The following is a 19,643-nucleotide window of genomic DNA, read 5'->3' as shown; positions in this document are numbered from 1 at the left end:
CGCCGGACTCGGCCACGCCGCCGGACGCGGACGCACCGGCGCGACCCGCCACAGCGTCCGCCGCACGGTCCTCCGCCACGACGCCCGTACCCTCGGGCGCCGGCTCCTCCGCACCACCCGGCTCCAGGCCCGTCCCACGAGCCGCGCCGGACTCGGCCACGCCGCCGGACGCGGACGCACCGGCGCGACCCGCCACAGCGTCCGCCGCACGGTCCTCCGCCACGACGCCCGTACCCTCGGACGCCGGCTCCTCCGCACCACCCGGCTCCAGGCCCGTCCCACGAGCCGCGCCGGACTCAGCCACGCCGCCGGACGCGGACGCCCCGGCGCAACCCGCCACAGCGTCCGCCGCACGGTCCTCCGCCACGACGCCCGTACCCTCGGACGCAAACGCGTCCGTGCGAGCGGGTTCCGGCCCGTCGACGGGAGCCGGTGCGGGGTCGTCCTCGCTGCTGGGGCGGCTTACCGGGGCGTCGCCGCCCGCGCGGGCCTCCGCGGGCCCGGAGCCGTTCGTACGGCCCGGTGTGGGCTGCTCGGAGGAAACCGTCTCCGGCTCCTTCCCGGCGTTCGGCGCGGGCGGCTGCGGGCGGCCCGCCGGCGCCTCGCCCGTGAGGGCGTCCGCCTCTCCGGCCACCTGGCCCGCGTGCCCCGGCCCGGGCCACGCCGGAGCCGGCTCCTCGCCGCCCTCCGGGCGGCCGGGCGTGGGCCGCGCGTCGGCCGATTCGCTGCCGCGTACCGCCTTCTCCGCCAGGGTGACCAGCGGGTCGCCCGGCTCCGTGCGACCGTGCAGGACGTTGGAGTTGGCCTCGGCGTCCGCGCCCGGGAGGGAGACGGTGGAGGACGCGCCGGAGACCGACGTGGGGACCGCGGTGGGAGCTGCGGGGGCCAGCATGGGCTCGGGGAGGACGACGACCGCCGCGACACCGCCCTGCTTCTGCTCGCGCAGCCGGACCCGGACACCGTGCCGGTGGGCGAGCCTGGCCACCACGTACAGGCCGAGGCCCAGACCGTCCTCGGCCTCCGCGTCGTACGTGGCCTCCGGGTCGAAGTCGGACAGCCGGGCGTTGAGCCGCTCCAGCCGGTCGCCGGCCATGCCGATGCCCTCGTCCTGGACGGAGAGCATCACCTCGCCGTTCTCCAGCAGCCAGCCGGAGACCTCGACGGGCAGGTCGGGCGGGGAGAACGCCGTGGCGTTCTCCATGAGTTCGGCCAGCAGGTGGGACAGGTCGTCCGCCGCGAATCCGGCGATGTGCGCGTGCGGCGGCAGCGCGGCGATCCTGACCCGGTCGTACCGCTCGATCTCGCTGACCGCGGCCCGTACGACATCGACCAGCGGGACCGGACCCGCCGTGTGCCGGCCGTTCTCGCTGCCGGCGAGGACGAGCAGGTTCTCGCTGTGCCGGCGCATGACGGTGGCGAAGTGGTCGAGCTTGAAGAGGGTGGCGAGCCGGTCGGGGTCGTCCTCGCGTTCCTCCAGGCCCTCGATGACGCCGAGTTGCCGCTCCACCAGGCCGAGCGTGCGCAGCGCCAGGTTGACGAAGGTACCGCCGATGCCGGCCCGCAGCTTCTCCAGCTGGGCCGCGGACTCGGACAGTTCGGTGCGCAACTCCTCGCGGGCGTCCGCCATCTTCTGCCGCTGGGCGACGAGATGCTTGCGGTCGGCCTCCAGGGTGGCGATCCGCTCGGCGAGCTGGGCGGCATGCGCGTGCAGGGCGTTGACGGACCGGACGACCTGCGCGAACTCGTCGTTGCGGCCGGTGAAGGCGACCGGCTCCTGAGCCGCGAGGTCCTCCGCCCCGGCGAGACGGGCGGAGCCCCGGCGCAGCACGGACAGCGGCCGGGTGAGCGTGCGGGCCATCGCCGTGGCGATGCCGACCGCGAGCAGCATCAGGGCGCCGAGGACGGCGACCCGGATCTCCAGCTCGGTGACGTCGTCGTCACGCAGCTGGGCGAGGTCCTTGGCACGCTTCTCGAAGAGCGCCGACTCCACTCCGCGCATCGTCTCGACCCGCGCGGTGAGCGCGGCCCGCAGCTTCTTGGTGCTGGTGTCGAGCTCGGAGTCGGAGAGGGACGGCTTGTCGGTGAGACGTGCGAGGTACTTCTCGGCGGAGTCGACCTCGGGGCCGTTGACCGTGGAGTCGTAGGAGGCGCGGGCGGTCTGGGGCGCGCCGTCGCGGAAGTCGGCGAGGGCCGCGTCGGAACGCAGCCGGGCCTGGAGCGCGGCGGCGGTCAGCGCGTCGCGCTGCTCGGCGTCGGCGTCCGAGGAGGTGGTGGACGTGGTCGGCAGGCCGGTGATCGGGTCGATCACGGTCTCCGTGGTGCTCGGCACGTTCAGCGCGGCGAGCAGCAGTCCACGGGTGGCGGCGGCCTGGTGGACGGCGGAGTCCAGCTCGGCGAGCGCATGCGTGCCGGAGCCGGCCCGGGGCGGGGTCAGCTCCGCCAGCTGCTGCGCGAGCCGGTGCAGCTGGGTGATGGCGGAGGAGTACGCCTGATGCGCTTCGAGAGCACTGATCTTCCCCGTGAGCGCCGCTCTCCGTACGGCCGCGACGGCGTCGAGCTCCTCGCGCAGCATGTCCGAGGTGTCGGTGTCGGCGCGCAGTTCCTCGACCTGCCGGTCGACCCGGGCGCTGTGCTCCTCGGAGGGCGCCTTGGACTTGGGGCGGCCGGCCGCGATGTAGGGGACGACGTCGTCGCGCTCGTCCGCGAGGGAGTGCGCGAGGGCGAGGGAGTCCTGGGTCCGCTCGGCGAGCGTCACCAGGTCCTGCGAGTCGCTGAGCTGCCCGGAGGCGGCGATCACGGACGGTGCCCCGGCGCCCGCTATCGCGGCGGCCACCACGGCCACGGCGACGATGAGCCGGTTGCGCACATGGGTGGGACGGCCCCTGCCGACGGTGGGCGTCCGCTCCGTGTCCCCCGTGGGCGCCGTCTGCTTGCCTTTGCGACGAGGCCGCATCTTCTGCACCGGTGCTCGCATTCCTGACTCGTGTACCCGTGGGCCCGGGTGACGCTCCGTCAACGGGTGCGGGCGTTCACACCGGGCTTCTGACCGCGTTCGGGCAGCAAGGCGCCTCCATCGCTCCCCGACCCTCCCAGTGCCCGTGGACAGTGGATGCGCATCACCTGGCCCGCCACTCGAAGGAGTGAACCCCGGACGTGAGTTGAGGGGCAAGTTCCGCCCCGCCGTGCGACGGCCCCGCCCGGCACGCCGGTTGGACGTCTGCGGCGGGCGGTGGCAGGATTCGCCGCCACGCCTTCCCGGAGCGCCGCAATACATCGCAAACCAGGCGGCTGACCTGGGCTGCAGCGAGGATCCGGCGGTGGTTGCCCGCCTTTTGCGGTCCTTGTGGAGAGCTCGTGCAGACTGGCCGGATGCGTACTGAGCTTGTTTCGGAGCCCGGTGATCCCGCGCGCCCCAATGAGGACTTCGCGAGCGTCGGACTCCCGGCCTCCGGGCGGGGCGGCGCACTCGTGGTACTGGACGGGGTCACCCCGCCGGGTGACGGAGGCGGCTGTCTCCATTCCGTGCCCTGGTTCACCGCCCGGCTGGGCGGCGCACTGACCGAACTGACCGTTTCCCTCCCGGATGTTCCCCTCACCGAACTGCTGTCCCGCGCCCTTGCGCGTACCGCGGCGAGCCATGCGGCAACCTGTGACCTTTCTCACCCCCGTACACCTCAGGCAACGGTCGCGGTGGCCCGCTGGTCCCCGGTCTCGGTGGACTACCTGGTGCTGTCCGACGCGGTCCTGCTCGCCGAGTCCCCCGACGGCACGGTCACCCCGTTCCTGGACGACCGGCTGGACCGGCTGCCCCGCTCGGCTCTGGCCCACCACGCCCGGGTGGACGCCACGCTGCGCAACAAGGAGGGCGGCTTCTTCACCGCGGCGGCGGATCCCTCGGTGGCCTCCCGCGCGGTCACCGGTTCACTCCCGCGCGGCGAGGTGCGCGCCCTGGCCGCACTGACGGACGGTGCGGCCCGCTGGGTGGAGAGGTTCCACGAGGGTGACTGGACGGACTGTGTCACCCTGATCCGCGAGGAGGGCCCACGCTCCCTGGTGGACCGCGTACGGAGCCTGGAGCGCGCGGAGGCGAACCGGGTCCCGCCACTCCGGGGCAAGACGCACGACGACGCAACGGTGATCTACGCGGACCTCTCGACCCGTTAGCGGCACCACGCGACGGCCCGGGAGCGGCCCCCCTGCGGCGCGCCCCGGAAGCGGCATCGCACGACGCACGACGCCTGCGGCCCACCGGCCGTGGCTCGTGGCCCGGTGCCCGGTGCCTGCGGCCCGCCGACCGTGGCCCGTGGCCCGTGACCCCCGGCTCGGGACCCGTAGCCCGTGGCCCAGTGTCCGCCGGCCGGACGCGGGGCTCGGCACCCGGGACTTGGGCCCCGCGGCCCGGTGCCCGCCGGCCCGGCACGGAGCTCGGGGCTCGGCGCCCGCCAACCGGTGCCTGCGGCCCGTGGCCCGTGTCCGCCGGCCGGGCACGGAGCTCGGGGCTCGGCGCCCGGGACTTGGGACCCGCGGCCCGCGGCCCGGTGCCCGCCAGCCGGACGCGGGGCTCGGCGCCCGTGGCTCGGGACCCGCCGCCCGATGCCCGCCGGCCGGGCACAGAGCTCCGGACCCGCCGCCCGAGACTTGGGACCTGCGGCCCGGTGCCCGCCGGCCCGGCACGGAGCTCGGCGCCTGGGATCCGGGACCCGCGGCCCGGTGCCCGCCAGCCGGTGCCCGGGGCCCGGGGCCTGCGGCCGGCCGCCCGAGGCCAGGTGCGCTAGTTCTCCATCCCCCGGTTCAGCTGGCCCAGCAGCCGGGCGAGTTCGGTGACCTCCGTCGGGTCCCAGTCGGCGAGCCGGCCGGCGTACCGCTCGCGGCGGGCCTCGCGGACCCTGCTCACCCGATGCTTCCCCTCCTCGGTGAGGGCGACCAGCCAGGCGCGGCCGTCGGCGGGATCCGGCTCGCGGCCGACGAGCCCGAGCTCCTCCAGCGCGCGCAGCTGACGGGACATCGTCGCCTTGCCGACGCCGATGTAGCCGGCCAGCTCGGTGGCCCGCTGACGGCCGCACTCATCCAGACGGACCAGCAGCCCGTACGCGGACGGCTCCAGGTCGGGGTGGACCGCGCGGGCCATCTCCCCCTGACTGGCCCGGGCACGCCGCAGCAGCACGGTCAACTCCCGTTCCAGCGCGAGGAATCCGGGGTGTTCCCGGTCGGACTCGGGCCCCGGCGCGGCGGGGCGTTCCCCGCCGCCCGTTCCGTCTTCGTGCACGTCTGCCCCTGCCTCGTTCTTCCCGTTCCGAAGGCCTCCCGCCAAGTGGCGGCGCCCCCGCGGCTCCACCAGTATTTCGCAGGCATGGACCAATGACAGCTGGGGGCACCTCCCACGCCCTCCGGGCGGTGGGGGAGGCCGGTCCGCCCGCCGTCGCGGTCCACGCGGGCCATTTCTCTCTCAGGCGATTACGTGACATGCCCACTACGTGCGCTGTGGGCCCCTTCCCGTTTCGCCCCCGCCGACCTTCGGAGATGCGTCATGCCCGTACACAGATCCGCACGATCCGGACTCGCCCGTATACCTGCGCTCACGACCGCCGCGGCGGTCCTGCTCGCGGTCCTCGCCCTCCCCCGCGCGGCCGTCGCGGACGGAGCCGCTCCCACCGTTCCGCCGCGCGGCTCGGCCCACATGGGCATGGGCGTCGTCGCCCACGACGGCCAGGGCGGCCTCCCCACCGCGCGCTCCACCCAGACGGAGGGCGTGGACGTCTCCAGCCACCAGGGCAACGTGGCCTGGCCGACCCTGTGGAACAGCGGGGTCCGGTGGGCCTACGCCAAGGCCACGGAGGGCACCTACTACACCAACCCGTACCACTCCCAGCAGTACAACGGCTCCTACGACGTCGGCATGATCCGCGGCGCTTACCACTTCGCCACCCCCGACACGGCGAGCGGTGCCGCCCAGGCGGACTACTTCGTGGACCGCGGCGGCGCCTGGTCCGCCGACGGGCGCACCCTGCCGGGTGTGCTGGACATCGAGTGGAACCCGTACGGGGACGCCTGCTACGGCAAGTCCCCCACCGCGATGGTGAGCTGGATCCGCGACTTCCTGGACCGGTACCGGGCCCGCACCGGGCGGGACGCCGTCCTCTACACGGCCACCAGCTGGTGGACGCAGTGCACCGGCAACTACGCGGGCTTCGCCCCCACCACGCCGCTGTGGATCGCCCGCTACGCCTCCACCGCGGGTGAACTGCCCGCGGGCTGGAGCGCCTACACGATGTGGCAGTACACCTCGACCGGTCCCACCGTCGGCGACCACGACCGCTTCAACGGCACCCCCGACCTGCTGCGGACCTTCGCGGCCGGCTGACCCGCTCCCGGGCAGGAGGATGCCCGGGTCTGCCCGACCCCGACCCCGACCCTGATCAGGTCCGGTCCGGTCCGGTCCCGGGCAGGAGAAAGCCCGGGTCTCCCTCACGGAACCCGGGCTCCTCTTTCCGGCCGCCTCCGTCACGCGGCGACCGGAACCTCCGGCGCCGCGCCGTTCACGGCCGGCGACAGCGCCAGCTCCAGCACCTGGCGGACGTCGGTGACGGCGTGGACGTCGAGCTTGTCCAGCACCTCCGCCGGGACGTCGTCCAGGTCCGGCTCGTTGCGCTTGGGGATGATCACCGTGGTGATGCCCGCGCGGTGCGCGGCGAGCAACTTCTGCTTCACCCCACCGATCGGCAGCACCCGCCCGGTCAGCGAGACCTCACCGGTCATCGCCACATCGGTGCGGACCAGCCGGCCGGAGAGCAGCGAGGCCAGGGCGGTGGTCATGGTGACGCCCGCGCTCGGACCGTCCTTGGGCACCGCGCCCGCCGGGAAGTGGATGTGCGCGCCCCGGTCCTTCAGGTCGCCCACCGGGAGCTCCAGTTCGGCGCCGTGACTGCGCAGGAAGCTCAGCGCGATCTGCGCGGACTCCTTCATCACGTCACCCAGCTGGCCGGTCAGGGTGAGCCCCGACGCGCCCGTCTCCGGGTCGGCGAGGGACGCCTCCACATAGAGGACGTCTCCGCCCGCGCCGGTGACCGCGAGCCCGGTCGCGACACCGGGGACGGCGGTACGGCGCTCGGCCGGGTCCTGGGCGGACTCGGGCACGTGGTGCGGCCGGCCGATCAGGTCCCGCAGATCTCCCTCGGTGACGGTGAGGGGCAGCTCCCGCTCGCCCAGCTCGTGCCGGGCCGCGATCTTGCGCAGCAGCCGCGCGATGGACCGCTCCAGGGTCCGCACGCCCGCCTCGCGCGTGTACTCGCCGGCCAGCTTGCGCAGCGCGCCCTCGTCGATCGTCACCTCGTCCCGGTCCAGCCCCGCGCGCTCCAGCTGGCGCGGGAGCAGGTGGTCGCGGGCGATGACGACCTTCTCGTCCTCGGTGTAGCCGTCGAGGCGGACCAGCTCCATACGGTCGAGCAGGGCCTCCGGGATGGCTTCGAGGACGTTGGCCGTCGCGAGGAACACGACGTCGGACAGGTCGAGTTCGACCTCCAGGTAGTGGTCCCGGAAGGTGTGGTTCTGCGCCGGGTCGAGGACTTCGAGCAGGGCCGCGGCCGGGTCGCCGCGGAAGTCGGAGCCGACCTTGTCGATCTCGTCGAGCAGGACGACCGGGTTCATCGAACCGGCTTCCTTGACCGCCCGCACGATCCGGCCGGGCAGCGCGCCGACGTAGGTACGGCGGTGGCCGCGGATCTCGGCCTCGTCGCGGACCCCGCCGAGGGCGACGCGGACGAACTTGCGGCCCATCGCGTGGGCGACGGACTCACCGAGGCTGGTCTTGCCGACGCCGGGCGGGCCGACCAGGGCGAGCACGGCGCCTCCGCGCCGGCCGCCGACGACCCCGAGTCCCCGGTCGCTGCGCCGCTTGCGCACCGCCAGGTATTCGGTGATCCGCTCCTTCACGTCCTCCAGGCCCGCGTGCTCGGCGTCCAGGACCGCCTGGGCGCCCCGGATGTCGTACGCGTCCTCGGTGCGCTCGTTCCACGGCATCTCCAGGACCGTGTCGAGCCAGGTGCGGATCCAGGAACCCTCGGGCGACTGGTCGGAGGACCGCTCCAGCTTGTCGACCTCCTTGAGCGCGGCCGCGCGGACGTTCTCCGGCAGGTCGGCGGCCTCCACGCGGGCGCGGTAGTCGTCGGACTCCTCGCCCTCCTGCTCTCCGTTGAGCTCGCGAAGCTCCTTGCGGACGGCCTCCAGCTGGCGGCGCAGCAGGAACTCGCGCTGCTGCTTGTCGACGCCCTCCTGGACGTCCTTGGCGATGGTCTCGGCGACATCCTGCTCGGCGAGGTGATCGCGCAGCTGCTGGGTGGCGAGCTTCAGCCGGGCCACCGGGTCGGTGGTCTCCAGCAGGGCGACCTTCTGCTCGGTGGTCAGGAAAGGCGAGTAGCCCGAGTTGTCGGCGAGCGCGGAGACGTCGTCGATGGCCTGGACCCGGTCGACGACCTGCCAGGCGCCGCGCTTGCGCAGCCAGGCGGTGGCGAGGGCCTTGTACTCCGTGACGAGTTCGGTCACATGTCCCGGAAGCGGCTCGGGCACGCTCTCGTCGGTCCGCGTGCCCTCCACCCACAGCGCCGCGCCCGGCCCGGTGGTCCCGGCGCCGATGCGCACGCGGCCCCGGCCGCGGATCAGGGCGCCCGGGTCACCGTCGGCCAGCCGGCCCACCTGCTCGACCGTGCCGAGCACGCCCGTACCGGCGTAGGTCCCGTCGACGCGCGGCACCAGCAGCACCTTGGGCTTGCCGGGGTCCGTGCGGGCGGCGGCCTGGGCGGCCTCCACCGCGGCGCGCACCTCGGAATCGCTCAGGTCCAGCGGAACCACCATCCCGGGCAGCACGACCTCGTCGTCGAGCGGCAGCACAGGCAGGGCGAGCGGTGTGGACTCAGTAGCCATGATCTCCCCTTCGGCAGTCAAGTTGAGCTATGCCGACTCAATGCAGGGGAAGCGCCGAATGTTCCCGAGGGCGCGTTCGCTCTGAGCGATCGTCACATCGGGGTGCGGAAGCAGTGGCCGCCCCCGGAAACGGAGCTGCCAGGATGAACGCATGTCCACCCCGTACGACATTCCCGAAGTCCCCGAAGTCCTTGAAGTCCCGGAAGTCCTGGACCGCCGCGAGGGTCCGTACGGCGAGGTCGCGCTGCGCAGGCACGGCGGCCTGCTGCAGATCATCGCCAACGGCTGCTTCCTGATGGACACCTCCGACGGCCGTTCGGAACGGCGGCTGGTCGATGCCGCGCTGGCCGCTCTCGACGCGCGCGTCACGGACCCGCGGGTCCTGATCGGCGGTCTCGGGGTGGGCTTCTCGCTCGCACACGCGGCGGGACAGCCCCGGTGGGGGCGGATCACCGTGGTGGAGCGGGAAGCGGCCATCATCGAGTGGCACCGCGCGGGACCGCTGTCCGAGCTCTCCGCGCGGGCTCTCGCCGACCCCCGCACGGAGATCGTCGAGACGGACCTCGTCGCGTACGTCCATGAGACGTCCGACACATTTGACGCGCTGTGCCTCGATATCGACAACGGGCCCGACTGGACCGTCACCGAGGACAACGAGGGGCTGTATTCACCGGCCGGACTGGCGGCCTGCGCAAGGGTGCTGAATCCGCACGGGGTGCTCGCGGTCTGGTCGGCCAAACCGTCCCCGGAATTCGAGGGAACCTTGCGGAATGCCGGATTCCGGCAGGTGCGTACCGAAGAGATCCCCGTTGCCCGGGGCGTTCCGGACGTCGTGCACATCGGCGTCCGCCCTGGATAGCAAAGCCGCGGTGAATCCCCGTACGCTGCTGCCCTGACACGGATCATTCAAGCGTCAATCGCAGTGATGCGCAGACGACGGATCACCCCACGGATTCCGGAAAAAGCACACCTCAGGGGCGGGCGATGGAGCAGACACAGACCTCCCACAACGGCACGGCGGCGACCACACCCGGCGCACAGCGCCGGATCCTGGTGGTCGAGGACGACGCGACGATCGTGGACGCCATCGCGACCCGCCTTCGCGCCGAAGGATTTCTGGTGCAAACGGCGGGCGACGGCCCGTCCGCGGTGGACACGGCAGAGGCATGGCAGCCCGACCTGCTGATCCTCGACATCATGCTGCCCGGCTTCGACGGCCTGGAGGTCTGCCGGCGCGTGCAGGCCCAGCGGCCGGTGCCGGTCATGATGCTCACCGCGCGGGACGACGAGACCGACATGCTGGTCGGACTGGGCGTCGGCGCCGACGACTACATGACGAAGCCGTTCTCCATGCGGGAGCTGGCGGCACGCGTGCATGTGCTGCTGCGCCGCATGGAGCGCGCGGCCCTCGCGGCCACCACGCCGCGCAGCGGCATACTCCGCCTCGGCGAGCTGGAGGTCGACCACGCACAGCGCAGGGTGCGCGTGCGCAGCGAGGACGTCCATCTGACGCCCACCGAGTTCGACCTCCTGGTGTGCCTGGCGAACACACCCCGCGCGGTCCTCTCGCGCGAGCAGCTGCTGGCCGAGGTCTGGGACTGGGCGGACGCCTCCGGCACCCGCACCGTCGACAGCCACATCAAGGCGCTGCGCCGGAAGATCGGCGCCGAGCGGATCCGTACCGTGCACGGTGTGGGCTACGCCCTGGAGACGCCGAACCCATGACCGGCGGGCCGCCCGGCCGCGGGGGCCCCGGGGACTCCCAGCCCTGGGGCGGCCTACGGCCGTTCTCGATCAAGACCAAACTGGGTGCGCTGGTCGTCGCCTCCGTCCTGATCACCACGGGACTGTCGGTGGTCGCCGTGAACACCAAGACGGAGCTGCGCTTCATCACGGTCTTCTCGATGATCGCCACTCTCCTCATCACCCAGTTCGTGGCCCACTCGCTCACCGCGCCGCTCGACGACATGAACGCCGTGGCCCGGTCCATCTCGCACGGTGACTACACCCGCCGGGTGCGCGAGAACCGCCGGGACGAGCTGGGCGACCTGGCCCAGACGATCAACGTCATGGCGGACGAGCTGGAGGCCCAGGACCTCCGGCGCAAGGAGCTGGTGGCCAACGTCTCGCACGAGCTGCGCACCCCCATCGCGGGGCTGCGCGCGGTGCTGGAGAACATCGTCGACGGCGTCACCCGGGCCGACCCCGAGACGATGCGCACGGCCCTGAAGCAGACCGAGCGGCTGGGACGCCTCGTGGAGACGCTCCTGGACCTGTCCCGCCTGGACAACGGGGTCGTCCCGCTGAAGAAGCGCCGCTTCGAGGTCTGGCCGTATCTGTCCGGCGTGCTCAAGGAGGCCAACATGGTCGCCTCCGCCCGCGCGGGCATGGCCTCCGGGTCCGGCAGTCACACCCGTACGGACGTCCATCTGCACCTCGACGTCTCGCCGCCGGAGCTCACCGCGCTCGCCGACCCGGAGCGCATCCATCAGGTCGTCTCCAACCTGATCGACAACGCGGTCAAGCACAGTCCGCCGCACGGCCGGGTGACCGTCCGGGCGCGGCGCGGCGACCGGCCGGACTCCCTGGAGCTCGAGGTGCTGGACGAGGGGCCGGGCATTCCGCGGGCCGAGTGGCACCGGGTCTTCGAGCGGTTCAACCGCGGCAACGTCAACCGGCCGCACGGCCCGGGCAGCGACGGCGGCACCGGTCTCGGCCTCGCGATCGCCCGCTGGGCCGTGGATCTGCACGGAGGCCGGATCGGAGTGGCCGAATCCGAGCGGGGATGCCGGATTCTCATCACTCTTCCGGGAGCGTCATCCGTACCAAGTTGACGTAAAGTTCGAAGCGGAGTCGCACGATCCGTCCGTGTTACCGCTGACGGGCACGTGTGATCAGGCACAGGCCCGCGTGAGCTGCGCGTCGGGTCGTGGCCGGGCGATCCCCGAAGCCGCCGGAAGAACCGGAACCTCGCTTGTTTCCCGCCATTTCCTGCGCCGAAACACCAGCGGGGATGTGACTTACGCGACGATGAACGGGCCCGGCCTGACCTTCCCGCTCTCGGGGGCGTAGCCTTTATTTCCGCTGTCCATCATCTTGCGAAGCGGAAGAGGGCGGTTGACGCCGTGTCGCCACAGTCCCCCAGTAACTCGAGCATCTCGACCGACACCGACCAAGCGGGCAAGAACCCCGCTGCGGCCTTCGGTGCCAACGAATGGCTCGTCGACGAGATCTACCAGCAGTACCTCCAGGACCCGAACTCGGTGGACCGAGCCTGGTGGGACTTCTTCGCCGACTACAAGCCGGGCGCGCCTGCGACCTCGGCTCCGGTAGGTAACGCGGCCGCGGGGGCCGCGGGGACCTCCACCGCTCCGGCCCGCCCGGCCGCTCCGGTCCAGCCCGCCGCGCCCGTCCCGGCGGCCGCGCGGCCCGCCGCCGCCGCCCCGGCACCCGCCGCCGCCCCGGCACCCGCCAGGACCCCGGCCCAGGCCGCCGCTCCGGCGAAGGCCGCCCCCGCCGCGAAGCCGGCGGCGGCCACACCGAAGGCGGCGCCCAAGGCCGAGCCCTCCGGCGAGGCGAAGACCGGCCCCGAGCAGGTGACCCTGCGCGGCCCGTCCGCCGCCGTGGCGAAGAACATGGACGCCTCCCTGGAACTCCCCACGGCCACATCCGTGCGCGCGGTCCCGGTGAAGCTGCTGTTCGACAACCGCATCGTCATCAACAACCACCTCAAGCGGGCCCGGGGCGGGAAGATCTCCTTCACCCACCTCATCGGCTACGCGATGGTGCAGGCCATCAAGGCCATGCCGGCGATGAACCACTCGTTCGCCCGGGTGGACGGCAAGCCGACCCTGGTGAAGCCGGAGCACGTCAACCTCGGTCTGGCCATCGACCTGGTGAAGCCCAACGGCGACCGCCAGCTGGTCGTCGCGGCCATCAAGAAGGCCGAGACGCTGAACTTCTTCGAGTTCTGGCAGGCCTACGAGGACATCGTCCGTCGCGCCCGCGACAACAAGCTGACGATGGACGACTTCACCGGTGTGACGGTCTCCCTGACCAACCCCGGCGGCCTCGGCACCGTCCACTCCGTGCCGCGCCTGATGCCCGGCCAGTCGGTCATCCTGGGCGTCGGCTCCATGGACTACCCGGCGGAGTTCCAGGGCACCAGCCAGGACACGCTGAACAAGCTCGGCATCTCCAAGGTCATGACGCTCACGTCGACCTACGACCACCGGGTGATCCAGGGCGCCGCCTCCGGCGAGTTCCTCCGCTCGGTGGCGAACCTCCTGCTCGGCGAGAACGGCTTCTACGACGAGATCTTCGAGGCGCTGCGCATCCCCTACGAGCCGGTCCGCTGGCTCAGGGACATCGACGCCTCCCACGACGACGACGTCACCAAGGCCGCCCGGGTCTTCGAGCTGATCCACTCCTACCGGGTCCGCGGCCACGTCATGGCCGACACCGACCCGTTGGAGTACCGCCAGCGCAAGCACCCCGACCTGGACATCGTCGAGCACGGCCTCACTCTGTGGGACCTGGAGCGCGAGTTCGCCGTCGGCGGCTTCGCGGGCAAGTCCCTGATGAAGCTGCGCGACATCCTCGGCGTGCTGCGCGACTCGTACTGCCGCACCACCGGTGTCGAGTTCATGCACATCCAGGACCCCAAGCAGCGCAAGTGGATCCAGGACCGCATCGAGCGCTCGCACACCAAGCCCGAGCGCGAGGAGCAGCTGCGCATCCTGCGCCGGCTGAACGCGGCGGAGGCGTTCGAGACCTTCCTGCAGACCAAGTACGTCGGCCAGAAGCGCTTCTCCCTGGAGGGCGGCGAGTCCGTCATCCCGCTGCTCGACGCGGTGCTGGACTCGGCGGCCGAGTCCCGCCTGGACGAGGTCGTCATCGGCATGGCCCACCGCGGCCGGCTGAACGTGCTGGCCAACGTCGTGGGCAAGTCGTACGCGCAGATCTTCCGCGAGTTCGAGGGCAACCTCGACCCGAAGTCGATGCACGGCTCCGGTGACGTGAAGTACCACCTGGGCGCCGAGGGCACCTTCACCGGCCTGGACGGCGAGCAGATCAAGGTCTCCCTGGTCGCCAACCCCTCGCACCTGGAGGCGGTGGACCCGGTCCTGGAGGGCGTCGCCCGCGCCAAGCAGGACATCATCGGCAAGGGCGGCACGGACTTCACCGTCCTGCCGGTGGCGATCCACGGCGACGCGGCCTTCGCGGGCCAGGGCGTGGTGGCCGAGACCCTGAACATGTCGCAGCTGCGCGGCTACCGCACCGGCGGCACGGTCCACGTCGTCATCAACAACCAGGTCGGCTTCACGGCGGCGCCGGAGTCCTCGCGCTCCTCGATGTACGCCACCGACGTGGCCCGCATGATCGAGGCCCCGATCTTCCACGTGAACGGCGACGACCCGGAGGCCGTCGTGCGCGTCGCGCGCCTGGCCTTCGAGTTCCGCCAGGCGTTCAACAAGGACGTGGTGATCGACCTCATCTGCTACCGCCGTCGCGGTCACAACGAGTCGGACAACCCGGCCTTCACCCAGCCGCTGATGTACGACCTGATCGACAAGAAGCGCTCGGTGCGCAAGCTCTACACCGAGTCCCTCATCGGTCGCGGCGACATCACCCTGGAAGAGGCCGAGCAGGCGCTGCAGGACTACCAGGGCCAGCTGGAGAAGGTCTTCACGGAGGTCCGTGAGGCCACGTCGCAGCCGGCCACGGTCGAGACCTCGGAGCCGCAGGCCGAGTTCCCGGTCGCCGTGAACACCGCGGTGACCACGGAGACCGTCAAGCGGATCGCCGAGTCCCAGGTGAACATCCCCGACCACATCACCGTCCACCCGCGTCTGCTGCCCCAGCTGCAGCGCCGGGCGACGATGGTCGAGGACGGCACCATCGACTGGGGCATGGGCGAGACCCTCGCCTTTGGCTCGCTGCTCCTGGAGGGCGTCCCGGTGCGCCTCGCCGGCCAGGACTCCCAGCGCGGCACCTTCGGCCAGCGCCACGCGGTCATCATCGACCGCAGCACGGGCGAGGAGTACACGCCGCTGCAGTACCTCTCCGAGGACCAGGCGCGGCTGAACGTCTACAACTCCCTGCTGTCCGAGTACGCGGCGATGGGCTTCGAGTACGGCTACTCGCTGGCCCGCCCCGACGCGCTCGTGCTGTGGGAGGCGCAGTTCGGTGACTTCGTCAACGGCGCGCAGACGGTCGTGGACGAGTTCATCTCCTCGGCGGAGCAGAAGTGGGCCCAGACCTCCGGTGTGGTCCTGCTCCTCCCGCACGGCTACGAGGGCCAGGGCCCGGACCACTCCTCCGCCCGTCCGGAGCGCTTCCTGCAGCTCTGCGCCCAGAACAACATGACGGTCGCGATGCCGACGTCGCCGTCGAACTACTTCCACCTCCTGCGCTGGCAGGCGCACAACCCGCACCACAAGCCGCTGGTCGTCTTCACACCGAAGTCGATGCTGCGTCTGAAGGCCGCGGCGGCGAAGGCGGAGGAGTTCACCTCGGGCCAGTTCCGCCCGGTCATCGGCGACGCCTCGGTCGATCCGGCCGCGGTCAGGAAGGTCGTCTTCACCGCCGGCAAGGTCTACTACGACCTGGAGGCCGAGCGGCGGAAGCGCGGCGCGACGGACACGGCGATCATCCGTATCGAGCGCCTGTACCCGCTGCCGGGTGCCGAGCTCCAGGCGGAGATCAAGAAGTACCCGAACGCCGAGAAGTACCTGTGGGCCCAGGAGGAGCCGGCGAACCAGGGTGCCTGGCCGTTCATCGCGCTCAACCTGATCGACCACCTCGACCTGGCGGTCGGCGCCGACCTCCCGCACGACGAGCGTCTGCGCCGCATCTCGCGGCCGCACGGCTCGTCGCCCGCGGTCGGCTCCGCCAAGCGCCACCAGGCCGAGCAGGAGCAGCTGGTGCGCGAGGTCTTCGAGGCGTAGCCCTCCGGGACGTCACCGGCAGTCGTAACAGGTGGGCCGCACCCCTCTTCCCGGGGGGTGCGGCCCACCCGTTTTCGCCGCGCATATCCTTGTCCCCATGTACTTCACGGACCGTGGCATCGAGGAACTGGAGAAGCGGCGCGGCGAGGAGGAGGTCACCTTCGAGTGGCTGGCCGAGCATCTGAGGACGTTCGTCGACCTCAACCCCGACTTCGAGGTCCCGGTGGAACGCCTGGCCACCTGGCTGGCCCGCCTGGACGACGAGGACGACGAGTAGCCCTCCGGTGAGGACGTTCGTCGACCTCAACCCCGACTTCGAGGTCGCGGTGGAACGCCTGGACGACGAGTAACCCTCCGGTCCCGGCGCCCGGGGACCCTGGGCACCCCCAACGGCCGGGCCGCCCGGACATGACCACGTCCAAGCCCCCACGTGACGCACCGGGCACCGCCCTCAACGCCCGCACCCGCGCCCCCCACCGCACCCGCGGGCAGTCGGCACCCCGCACCCGCGGGCAGTCGTGCCGCTGGGGCGGCACGGGTGGGCGCGACGGCACCCCGCAAGCGCCGGGCTGCGCAAACACCCCCCGCCCAGCCCCGACCCCGCACCCCGGTCAACCCCGCACAGCCCCGCGCACAGCCGCGCGCAGCCGCGGGCAGTCGTGCCGCTGGGGCGGCACGGGTGGGCGCGACGGCACCCCGCAAACGCCGGGCTGCGCAAACACCCCCCGCCCAGCACCAACACGCACCACCACCGCGCGCACCCCAGCCACCCAGCCCCACCCCGCGCTCCCGACAAGCCCCGGCTCACCCCATCGAGTGCCTTGACTTTCCCCCACCGCGATATATCGTGAATCACGTAAGACGCGATATGCCGCGTCACGCCACCGGGCTTCCCAGGAGGTCGTCACCATGCCCGAGTCGTCCGTAGCGGAGCCCACCAAGCTCACCTTCGACGCCCCCGTGACCGAACTCCACGTACGCATCGTCAACGGCACGGTGAACGTGGTGGGTACCGACGAAGGTTCCGCCCACCTGGAGGTCTCCGAGATCGACGGCCCTCCCCTGATGGTCACCCAGAAGGACGGCACCCTCACGGTGGCCTACGACGACCTGCCCTGGAAGGGCTTCCTCAAGTGGCTCGACCGCAAGGGCTGGCGCCGCAGCGCGGTGGTCTCCCTCGCCGTCCCCGCCCAGACCCGCGTCGAGGTCGGCGTGGTCGGCGCCACCGCCGTCGTCTCCGGCATCCGCGGCCCCGCCGCGGTGAAGGGCGTCGCCGGCGACACCACCCTGGTCGCGCTCTCCGGCCCGGTCCGCGCGGACACGGTGTCGGGCAACGTGGAGGCCCAGTCCGTCACCGGCGACCTCCGCTTCGCCTCCGTCTCCGGCGACCTCACCGTCGTCGAGGGCTCCGGCCCCTCCGTACGGGCGGACACCGTCAGCGGCTCCATGATCGTGGACCTCGATCCCGACGGCCGCCCCACGGACGTGAAACTGACCAGCGTCTCGGGCGAGATCGCCATCCGGCTGCCCGATCCGGCGGACGCCGAGGTCGAGGCCAACACCGCCAGCGGCGCGATCTCCAACGCCTTCGACAGTCTCCGGGTGCAGGGCCAGTGGGGCGCCCACAAGCTCACCGGCCGGCTGGGCGCGGGCAGCGGCAGACTGCGCGCCACCACCGTCTCCGGCTCCATAGCCCTGCTGCGCCGCCCACCCGGGGAGGACGAGCCGGACCGCCCGGGCCGCCCTGGCCAGCCGGACGAGCCGGACCCGCGGGCCGACGCGGGAGACAACGCCGGCCCGACCGACAAGAAGGTGCTCTGACATGCCCCCCGTCTTCGCCCACGGACGCCTCCGCCTCTACCTGCTGAAGCTGCTGGACGAGGCCCCGCGTCACGGCTACGAGGTGATCCGCCTCCTCGAAGAGCGCTTCCAGGGTCTGTACGCACCCTCGGCGGGCACGGTCTACCCGCGCCTGGCCAAGCTGGAGGCGGAAGGCCTGGTCACCCACACCACCGAGGGCGGCCGCAAGGTGTACGCCATCACGGACGCCGGCCGCGCCGAACTGGCCGACCGCAGCGGTGAGCTGGCCGACCTGGAGCTGGAGATCCGGGACTCGGTCGCCGAACTGGCCGCCGAGATCCGGGCCGACGTCAGCGGCGCCGCCGGTGATCTGCGCCGTGAGATGCGGGCGGCGGCCGGCAAGGCCCGCCAGTCCCGCCACTCCCGCGCCCACGACGCATCCGCCGAGGACGAGAGCCTCCTGGGTGACTTCACGGTCTTCGGTGACAAGGACGCTTGGCGCGCCGCCAAGGAGGAGATGCGCCGCGCCAAGCAGGAGTGGAAGGAACAGGCCCGGCGCGCCAAGGACGAGAGCCGCCGCTCCCGCGAGGAGGCCCAGCGTGCCCGCCGCCAGGCCAAGGAGGCCCAGGACAAGGCGCAGGAGGAGGTGCAGCGCATCATGCGGCAGGTTCAGGAGCAGGTCCAGGACCACTTCACCCGGGGCGACTGGCCGACGGGACTGCGTGAGGGTCTCGGCGAACTCGCCAAGGAGATGAGCGAGTTCGGCAAGGACTTCGCGTTCGGCCGCAGCGGCACGGGACCCTCCGGCAAGCCCTCCGAGGCGGAGTACTCCGAGACCCCCGGCGACTTCCCCGCCGACTGCGCTCCGGCCTGGGCCCACGGGGACCCCGCGGACTCCACCGGGGACCCGGCCCGCGACCTGGACCGGCTGCTGGACCGCTTCCGGGACGACATCCGGGACACCGCCCGCGACCATGGAGTCACCGCGGACCAGCTCCGCGACGCCCGCGGCCATCTGTCCACGGCCGCGGCCCGGATCGGGGCGATCCTGCGCACCCCGAAGACCTGAGCCGCCGTCAGCCCCACCGTCATCCCGTCCTCAATCCGCCCTCAATCCGCGTCAGCTCGCCTCGGCCTCGCCACCGCTCCCGTACAGCACCCGGGTCAGGGACTCGTAGGTGACTCCGTGGTCGGCGAGGACCTCGGCGGGAACGCCAGGGCGGGTGGTGAGGGCGAGCAGGATGTGCTGGTCGCCGATGTGCCGGTCCCGCAGGGCGGTGGCGGCGCGCAGGGCCCCGGTCAGGATGTCCTTGGCCCCCTGTTCGAAGGGACGGTGCCCCGACCACCGGCTGCCGCCCCCTCCCTTCCGGCCGCCGGACAGCGCCCCGGCTCCGTGCGCCTCCTCCACCCGGGCCACGATCTCCGGCACATCGATTCCCAGCCCGGCAAGGGCGTCGGTCTCGGCCTGGGTCAGCCCGCCCCGCCGCCACGCGCTCTCCAGCGCCTCCCGTACGGACTCCCGCCGTCCGTCGAGCCCGAGGGCCGCCAGCGCGAAGGAGACCCGGCTGCCCTCCCGGTCGAGCAGGGCCAGCAGCAGATGCTCGGCGCCGACGCTTCGCACGCCCGCCCGCTCCGCGTGGGCGACCGCCCCCTTCACCACATCCCGGGCGTCCTTCGTGAACCGTTCGAACATCAGTGCCTCCCGTACTTCTTGTGCACGGCCTGCCTGCTCACCCCGAGTTCGGCGGCGATCTCCTGCCACGACCAGCCCTGATGGCGCGCGTTGCGCACCTGCACGGCCTCCAGTTGCTCCAGCAGCTTGCGCAGCGCGGCGACGGCCCGCAGGCCGACCCGCGGGTCGCGGTCACCCGCCCGCTCGGCGAGGTCGGTTGCCTCAGTCATGATGTCAACTTACATTGACACCCGCTCACCGTCAACCCCAATTGACAGTTGGCATGCCGACGGCCGGCCCGGAAC

General features: G+C 72.2%; 14 protein-coding genes. 9 read left to right on the top strand and 5 right to left on the bottom strand.

Annotated features, from left to right (window positions below):
• Positions 1 to 2,962, bottom strand: a 2,962-nt coding sequence (locus ACIF9R_RS03965) for a nitrate- and nitrite sensing domain-containing protein (RefSeq protein ID WP_399973881.1), incomplete at its 3' end; no start/stop codon positions are given.
• Positions 2,963 to 3,369: 407 nt separating this feature from the next.
• Between ACIF9R_RS03965 and ACIF9R_RS03960 the strand changes: the two genes are divergently transcribed.
• A complete protein-coding gene (locus tag ACIF9R_RS03960; RefSeq protein WP_399973878.1) occupies positions 3,370 to 4,164 on the top strand; it encodes a hypothetical protein in 795 nt (264 codons plus the stop codon).
• A gap of 607 nt (positions 4,165 to 4,771) precedes the next feature.
• Here the strand turns inward: ACIF9R_RS03960 and ACIF9R_RS03955 are convergent.
• A complete protein-coding gene (locus ACIF9R_RS03955; RefSeq protein ID WP_399973875.1) occupies positions 4,772 to 5,266 on the bottom strand; it encodes a MarR family winged helix-turn-helix transcriptional regulator in 495 nt (164 codons plus the stop codon).
• Between the two features lie 261 nt (positions 5,267 to 5,527).
• Here ACIF9R_RS03955 and ACIF9R_RS03950 point away from each other — a divergent pair, with 261 nt between their 5' ends.
• A complete protein-coding gene (locus ACIF9R_RS03950) occupies positions 5,528 to 6,361 on the top strand; it encodes a lysozyme (RefSeq protein ID WP_399973872.1) in 834 nt (277 codons plus the stop codon).
• A 140-nt stretch (positions 6,362 to 6,501) separates the two neighbouring features.
• On the opposite strand, the gene lon is transcribed toward ACIF9R_RS03950, so the two are convergent.
• Complete coding sequence (lon, locus tag ACIF9R_RS03945; RefSeq protein WP_399973870.1) at positions 6,502 to 8,916, bottom strand: endopeptidase La; 2,415 nt, start codon at positions 8,914 to 8,916, stop codon at positions 6,502 to 6,504.
• A gap of 151 nt (positions 8,917 to 9,067) precedes the next feature.
• On the opposite strand from lon, the gene ACIF9R_RS03940 reads away from it, so the two are divergent.
• The 7 genes from ACIF9R_RS03940 (at position 9,068) to ACIF9R_RS03910 (ending at position 18,735) form a co-directional block, all read left to right on the top strand.
• Positions 9,068 to 9,775: a spermidine synthase gene (locus ACIF9R_RS03940; protein ID WP_399973867.1), complete on the top strand. Its 708-nt coding sequence runs from the start codon at positions 9,068 to 9,070 to the stop codon at positions 9,773 to 9,775.
• Positions 9,776 to 9,900: 125 nt separating this feature from the next.
• Positions 9,901 to 10,641, top strand: a complete 741-nt coding sequence (locus tag ACIF9R_RS03935; RefSeq protein ID WP_399973864.1) for a response regulator transcription factor — start codon at positions 9,901 to 9,903, stop codon at positions 10,639 to 10,641.
• The gene (locus tag ACIF9R_RS03930; protein WP_399973861.1) at positions 10,638 to 11,750 is read left to right on the top strand and encodes a sensor histidine kinase; all 1,113 of its coding nucleotides are present in this window, start codon (positions 10,638 to 10,640) and stop codon (positions 11,748 to 11,750) included. Before ACIF9R_RS03935 ends, ACIF9R_RS03930 begins: the two co-directional genes overlap by 4 nt.
• Positions 11,751 to 12,041: 291 nt before the next feature.
• Positions 12,042 to 15,866, top strand: coding sequence for a multifunctional oxoglutarate decarboxylase/oxoglutarate dehydrogenase thiamine pyrophosphate-binding subunit/dihydrolipoyllysine-residue succinyltransferase subunit (locus tag ACIF9R_RS03925; RefSeq protein ID WP_399973859.1), 3,825 nt, complete (start codon positions 12,042 to 12,044; stop codon positions 15,864 to 15,866).
• Between the two features lie 97 nt (positions 15,867 to 15,963).
• Complete coding sequence (locus tag ACIF9R_RS03920; RefSeq protein ID WP_125504255.1) at positions 15,964 to 16,143, top strand: DUF6104 family protein; 180 nt, start codon at positions 15,964 to 15,966, stop codon at positions 16,141 to 16,143.
• Positions 16,144 to 16,775: 632 nt separating this feature from the next.
• A complete protein-coding gene (locus tag ACIF9R_RS03915; RefSeq protein ID WP_399973856.1) occupies positions 16,776 to 17,687 on the top strand; it encodes a DUF4097 family beta strand repeat-containing protein in 912 nt (303 codons plus the stop codon).
• 1 nt (position 17,688) lies between these two features.
• Positions 17,689 to 18,735 carry a helix-turn-helix transcriptional regulator gene (locus ACIF9R_RS03910; RefSeq protein ID WP_399973853.1) on the top strand — a complete coding sequence of 349 codons (1,047 nt, stop codon included), beginning with the start codon at positions 17,689 to 17,691 and terminating at the stop codon, positions 18,733 to 18,735.
• 51 nt (positions 18,736 to 18,786) lie between these two features.
• Here the strand turns inward: ACIF9R_RS03910 and ACIF9R_RS03905 are convergent, their stop codons facing one another.
• Positions 18,787 to 19,359, bottom strand: coding sequence for a Clp protease N-terminal domain-containing protein (locus tag ACIF9R_RS03905; RefSeq protein ID WP_399973851.1), 573 nt, complete (start codon positions 19,357 to 19,359; stop codon positions 18,787 to 18,789).
• Positions 19,359 to 19,568: a helix-turn-helix domain-containing protein gene (locus ACIF9R_RS03900; protein WP_399973848.1), complete on the bottom strand. Its 210-nt coding sequence runs from the start codon at positions 19,566 to 19,568 to the stop codon at positions 19,359 to 19,361. Before ACIF9R_RS03900 ends, ACIF9R_RS03905 begins: the two co-directional genes overlap by 1 nt.
• Between the last annotated feature and the right edge of the window lie 75 nt (positions 19,569 to 19,643).

This window comes from Streptomyces sp. NPDC086080 (assembly GCF_044540255.1).
GTDB lineage: Bacteria > Actinomycetota > Actinomycetes > Streptomycetales > Streptomycetaceae > Streptomyces.
Note: the sequence above shows the minus strand (reverse complement) of the source record. Positions and strands in the feature narration are given on the sequence as shown.

Coding starts and splice junctions, on each gene's coding strand:
- ACIF9R_RS03960 (WP_399973878.1), top strand. CDS start 3,370: ATGCGTACTGAGCTTGTTTCGGAGCCCGGTGATCCCGCGCGCCCCAAT.
- ACIF9R_RS03950 (WP_399973872.1), top strand. CDS start 5,528: ATGCCCGTACACAGATCCGCACGATCCGGACTCGCCCGTATACCTGCG.
- lon (WP_399973870.1), bottom strand. CDS start 8,916: ATGGCTACTGAGTCCACACCGCTCGCCCTGCCTGTGCTGCCGCTCGAC.
- ACIF9R_RS03940 (WP_399973867.1), top strand. CDS start 9,068: ATGTCCACCCCGTACGACATTCCCGAAGTCCCCGAAGTCCTTGAAGTC.
- ACIF9R_RS03935 (WP_399973864.1), top strand. CDS start 9,901: ATGGAGCAGACACAGACCTCCCACAACGGCACGGCGGCGACCACACCC.
- ACIF9R_RS03930 (WP_399973861.1), top strand. CDS start 10,638: ATGACCGGCGGGCCGCCCGGCCGCGGGGGCCCCGGGGACTCCCAGCCC.
- ACIF9R_RS03920 (WP_125504255.1), top strand. CDS start 15,964: ATGTACTTCACGGACCGTGGCATCGAGGAACTGGAGAAGCGGCGCGGC.
- ACIF9R_RS03915 (WP_399973856.1), top strand. CDS start 16,776: ATGCCCGAGTCGTCCGTAGCGGAGCCCACCAAGCTCACCTTCGACGCC.
- ACIF9R_RS03910 (WP_399973853.1), top strand. CDS start 17,689: ATGCCCCCCGTCTTCGCCCACGGACGCCTCCGCCTCTACCTGCTGAAG.
- ACIF9R_RS03905 (WP_399973851.1), bottom strand. CDS start 19,359: ATGTTCGAACGGTTCACGAAGGACGCCCGGGATGTGGTGAAGGGGGCG.
- ACIF9R_RS03900 (WP_399973848.1), bottom strand. CDS start 19,568: ATGACTGAGGCAACCGACCTCGCCGAGCGGGCGGGTGACCGCGACCCG.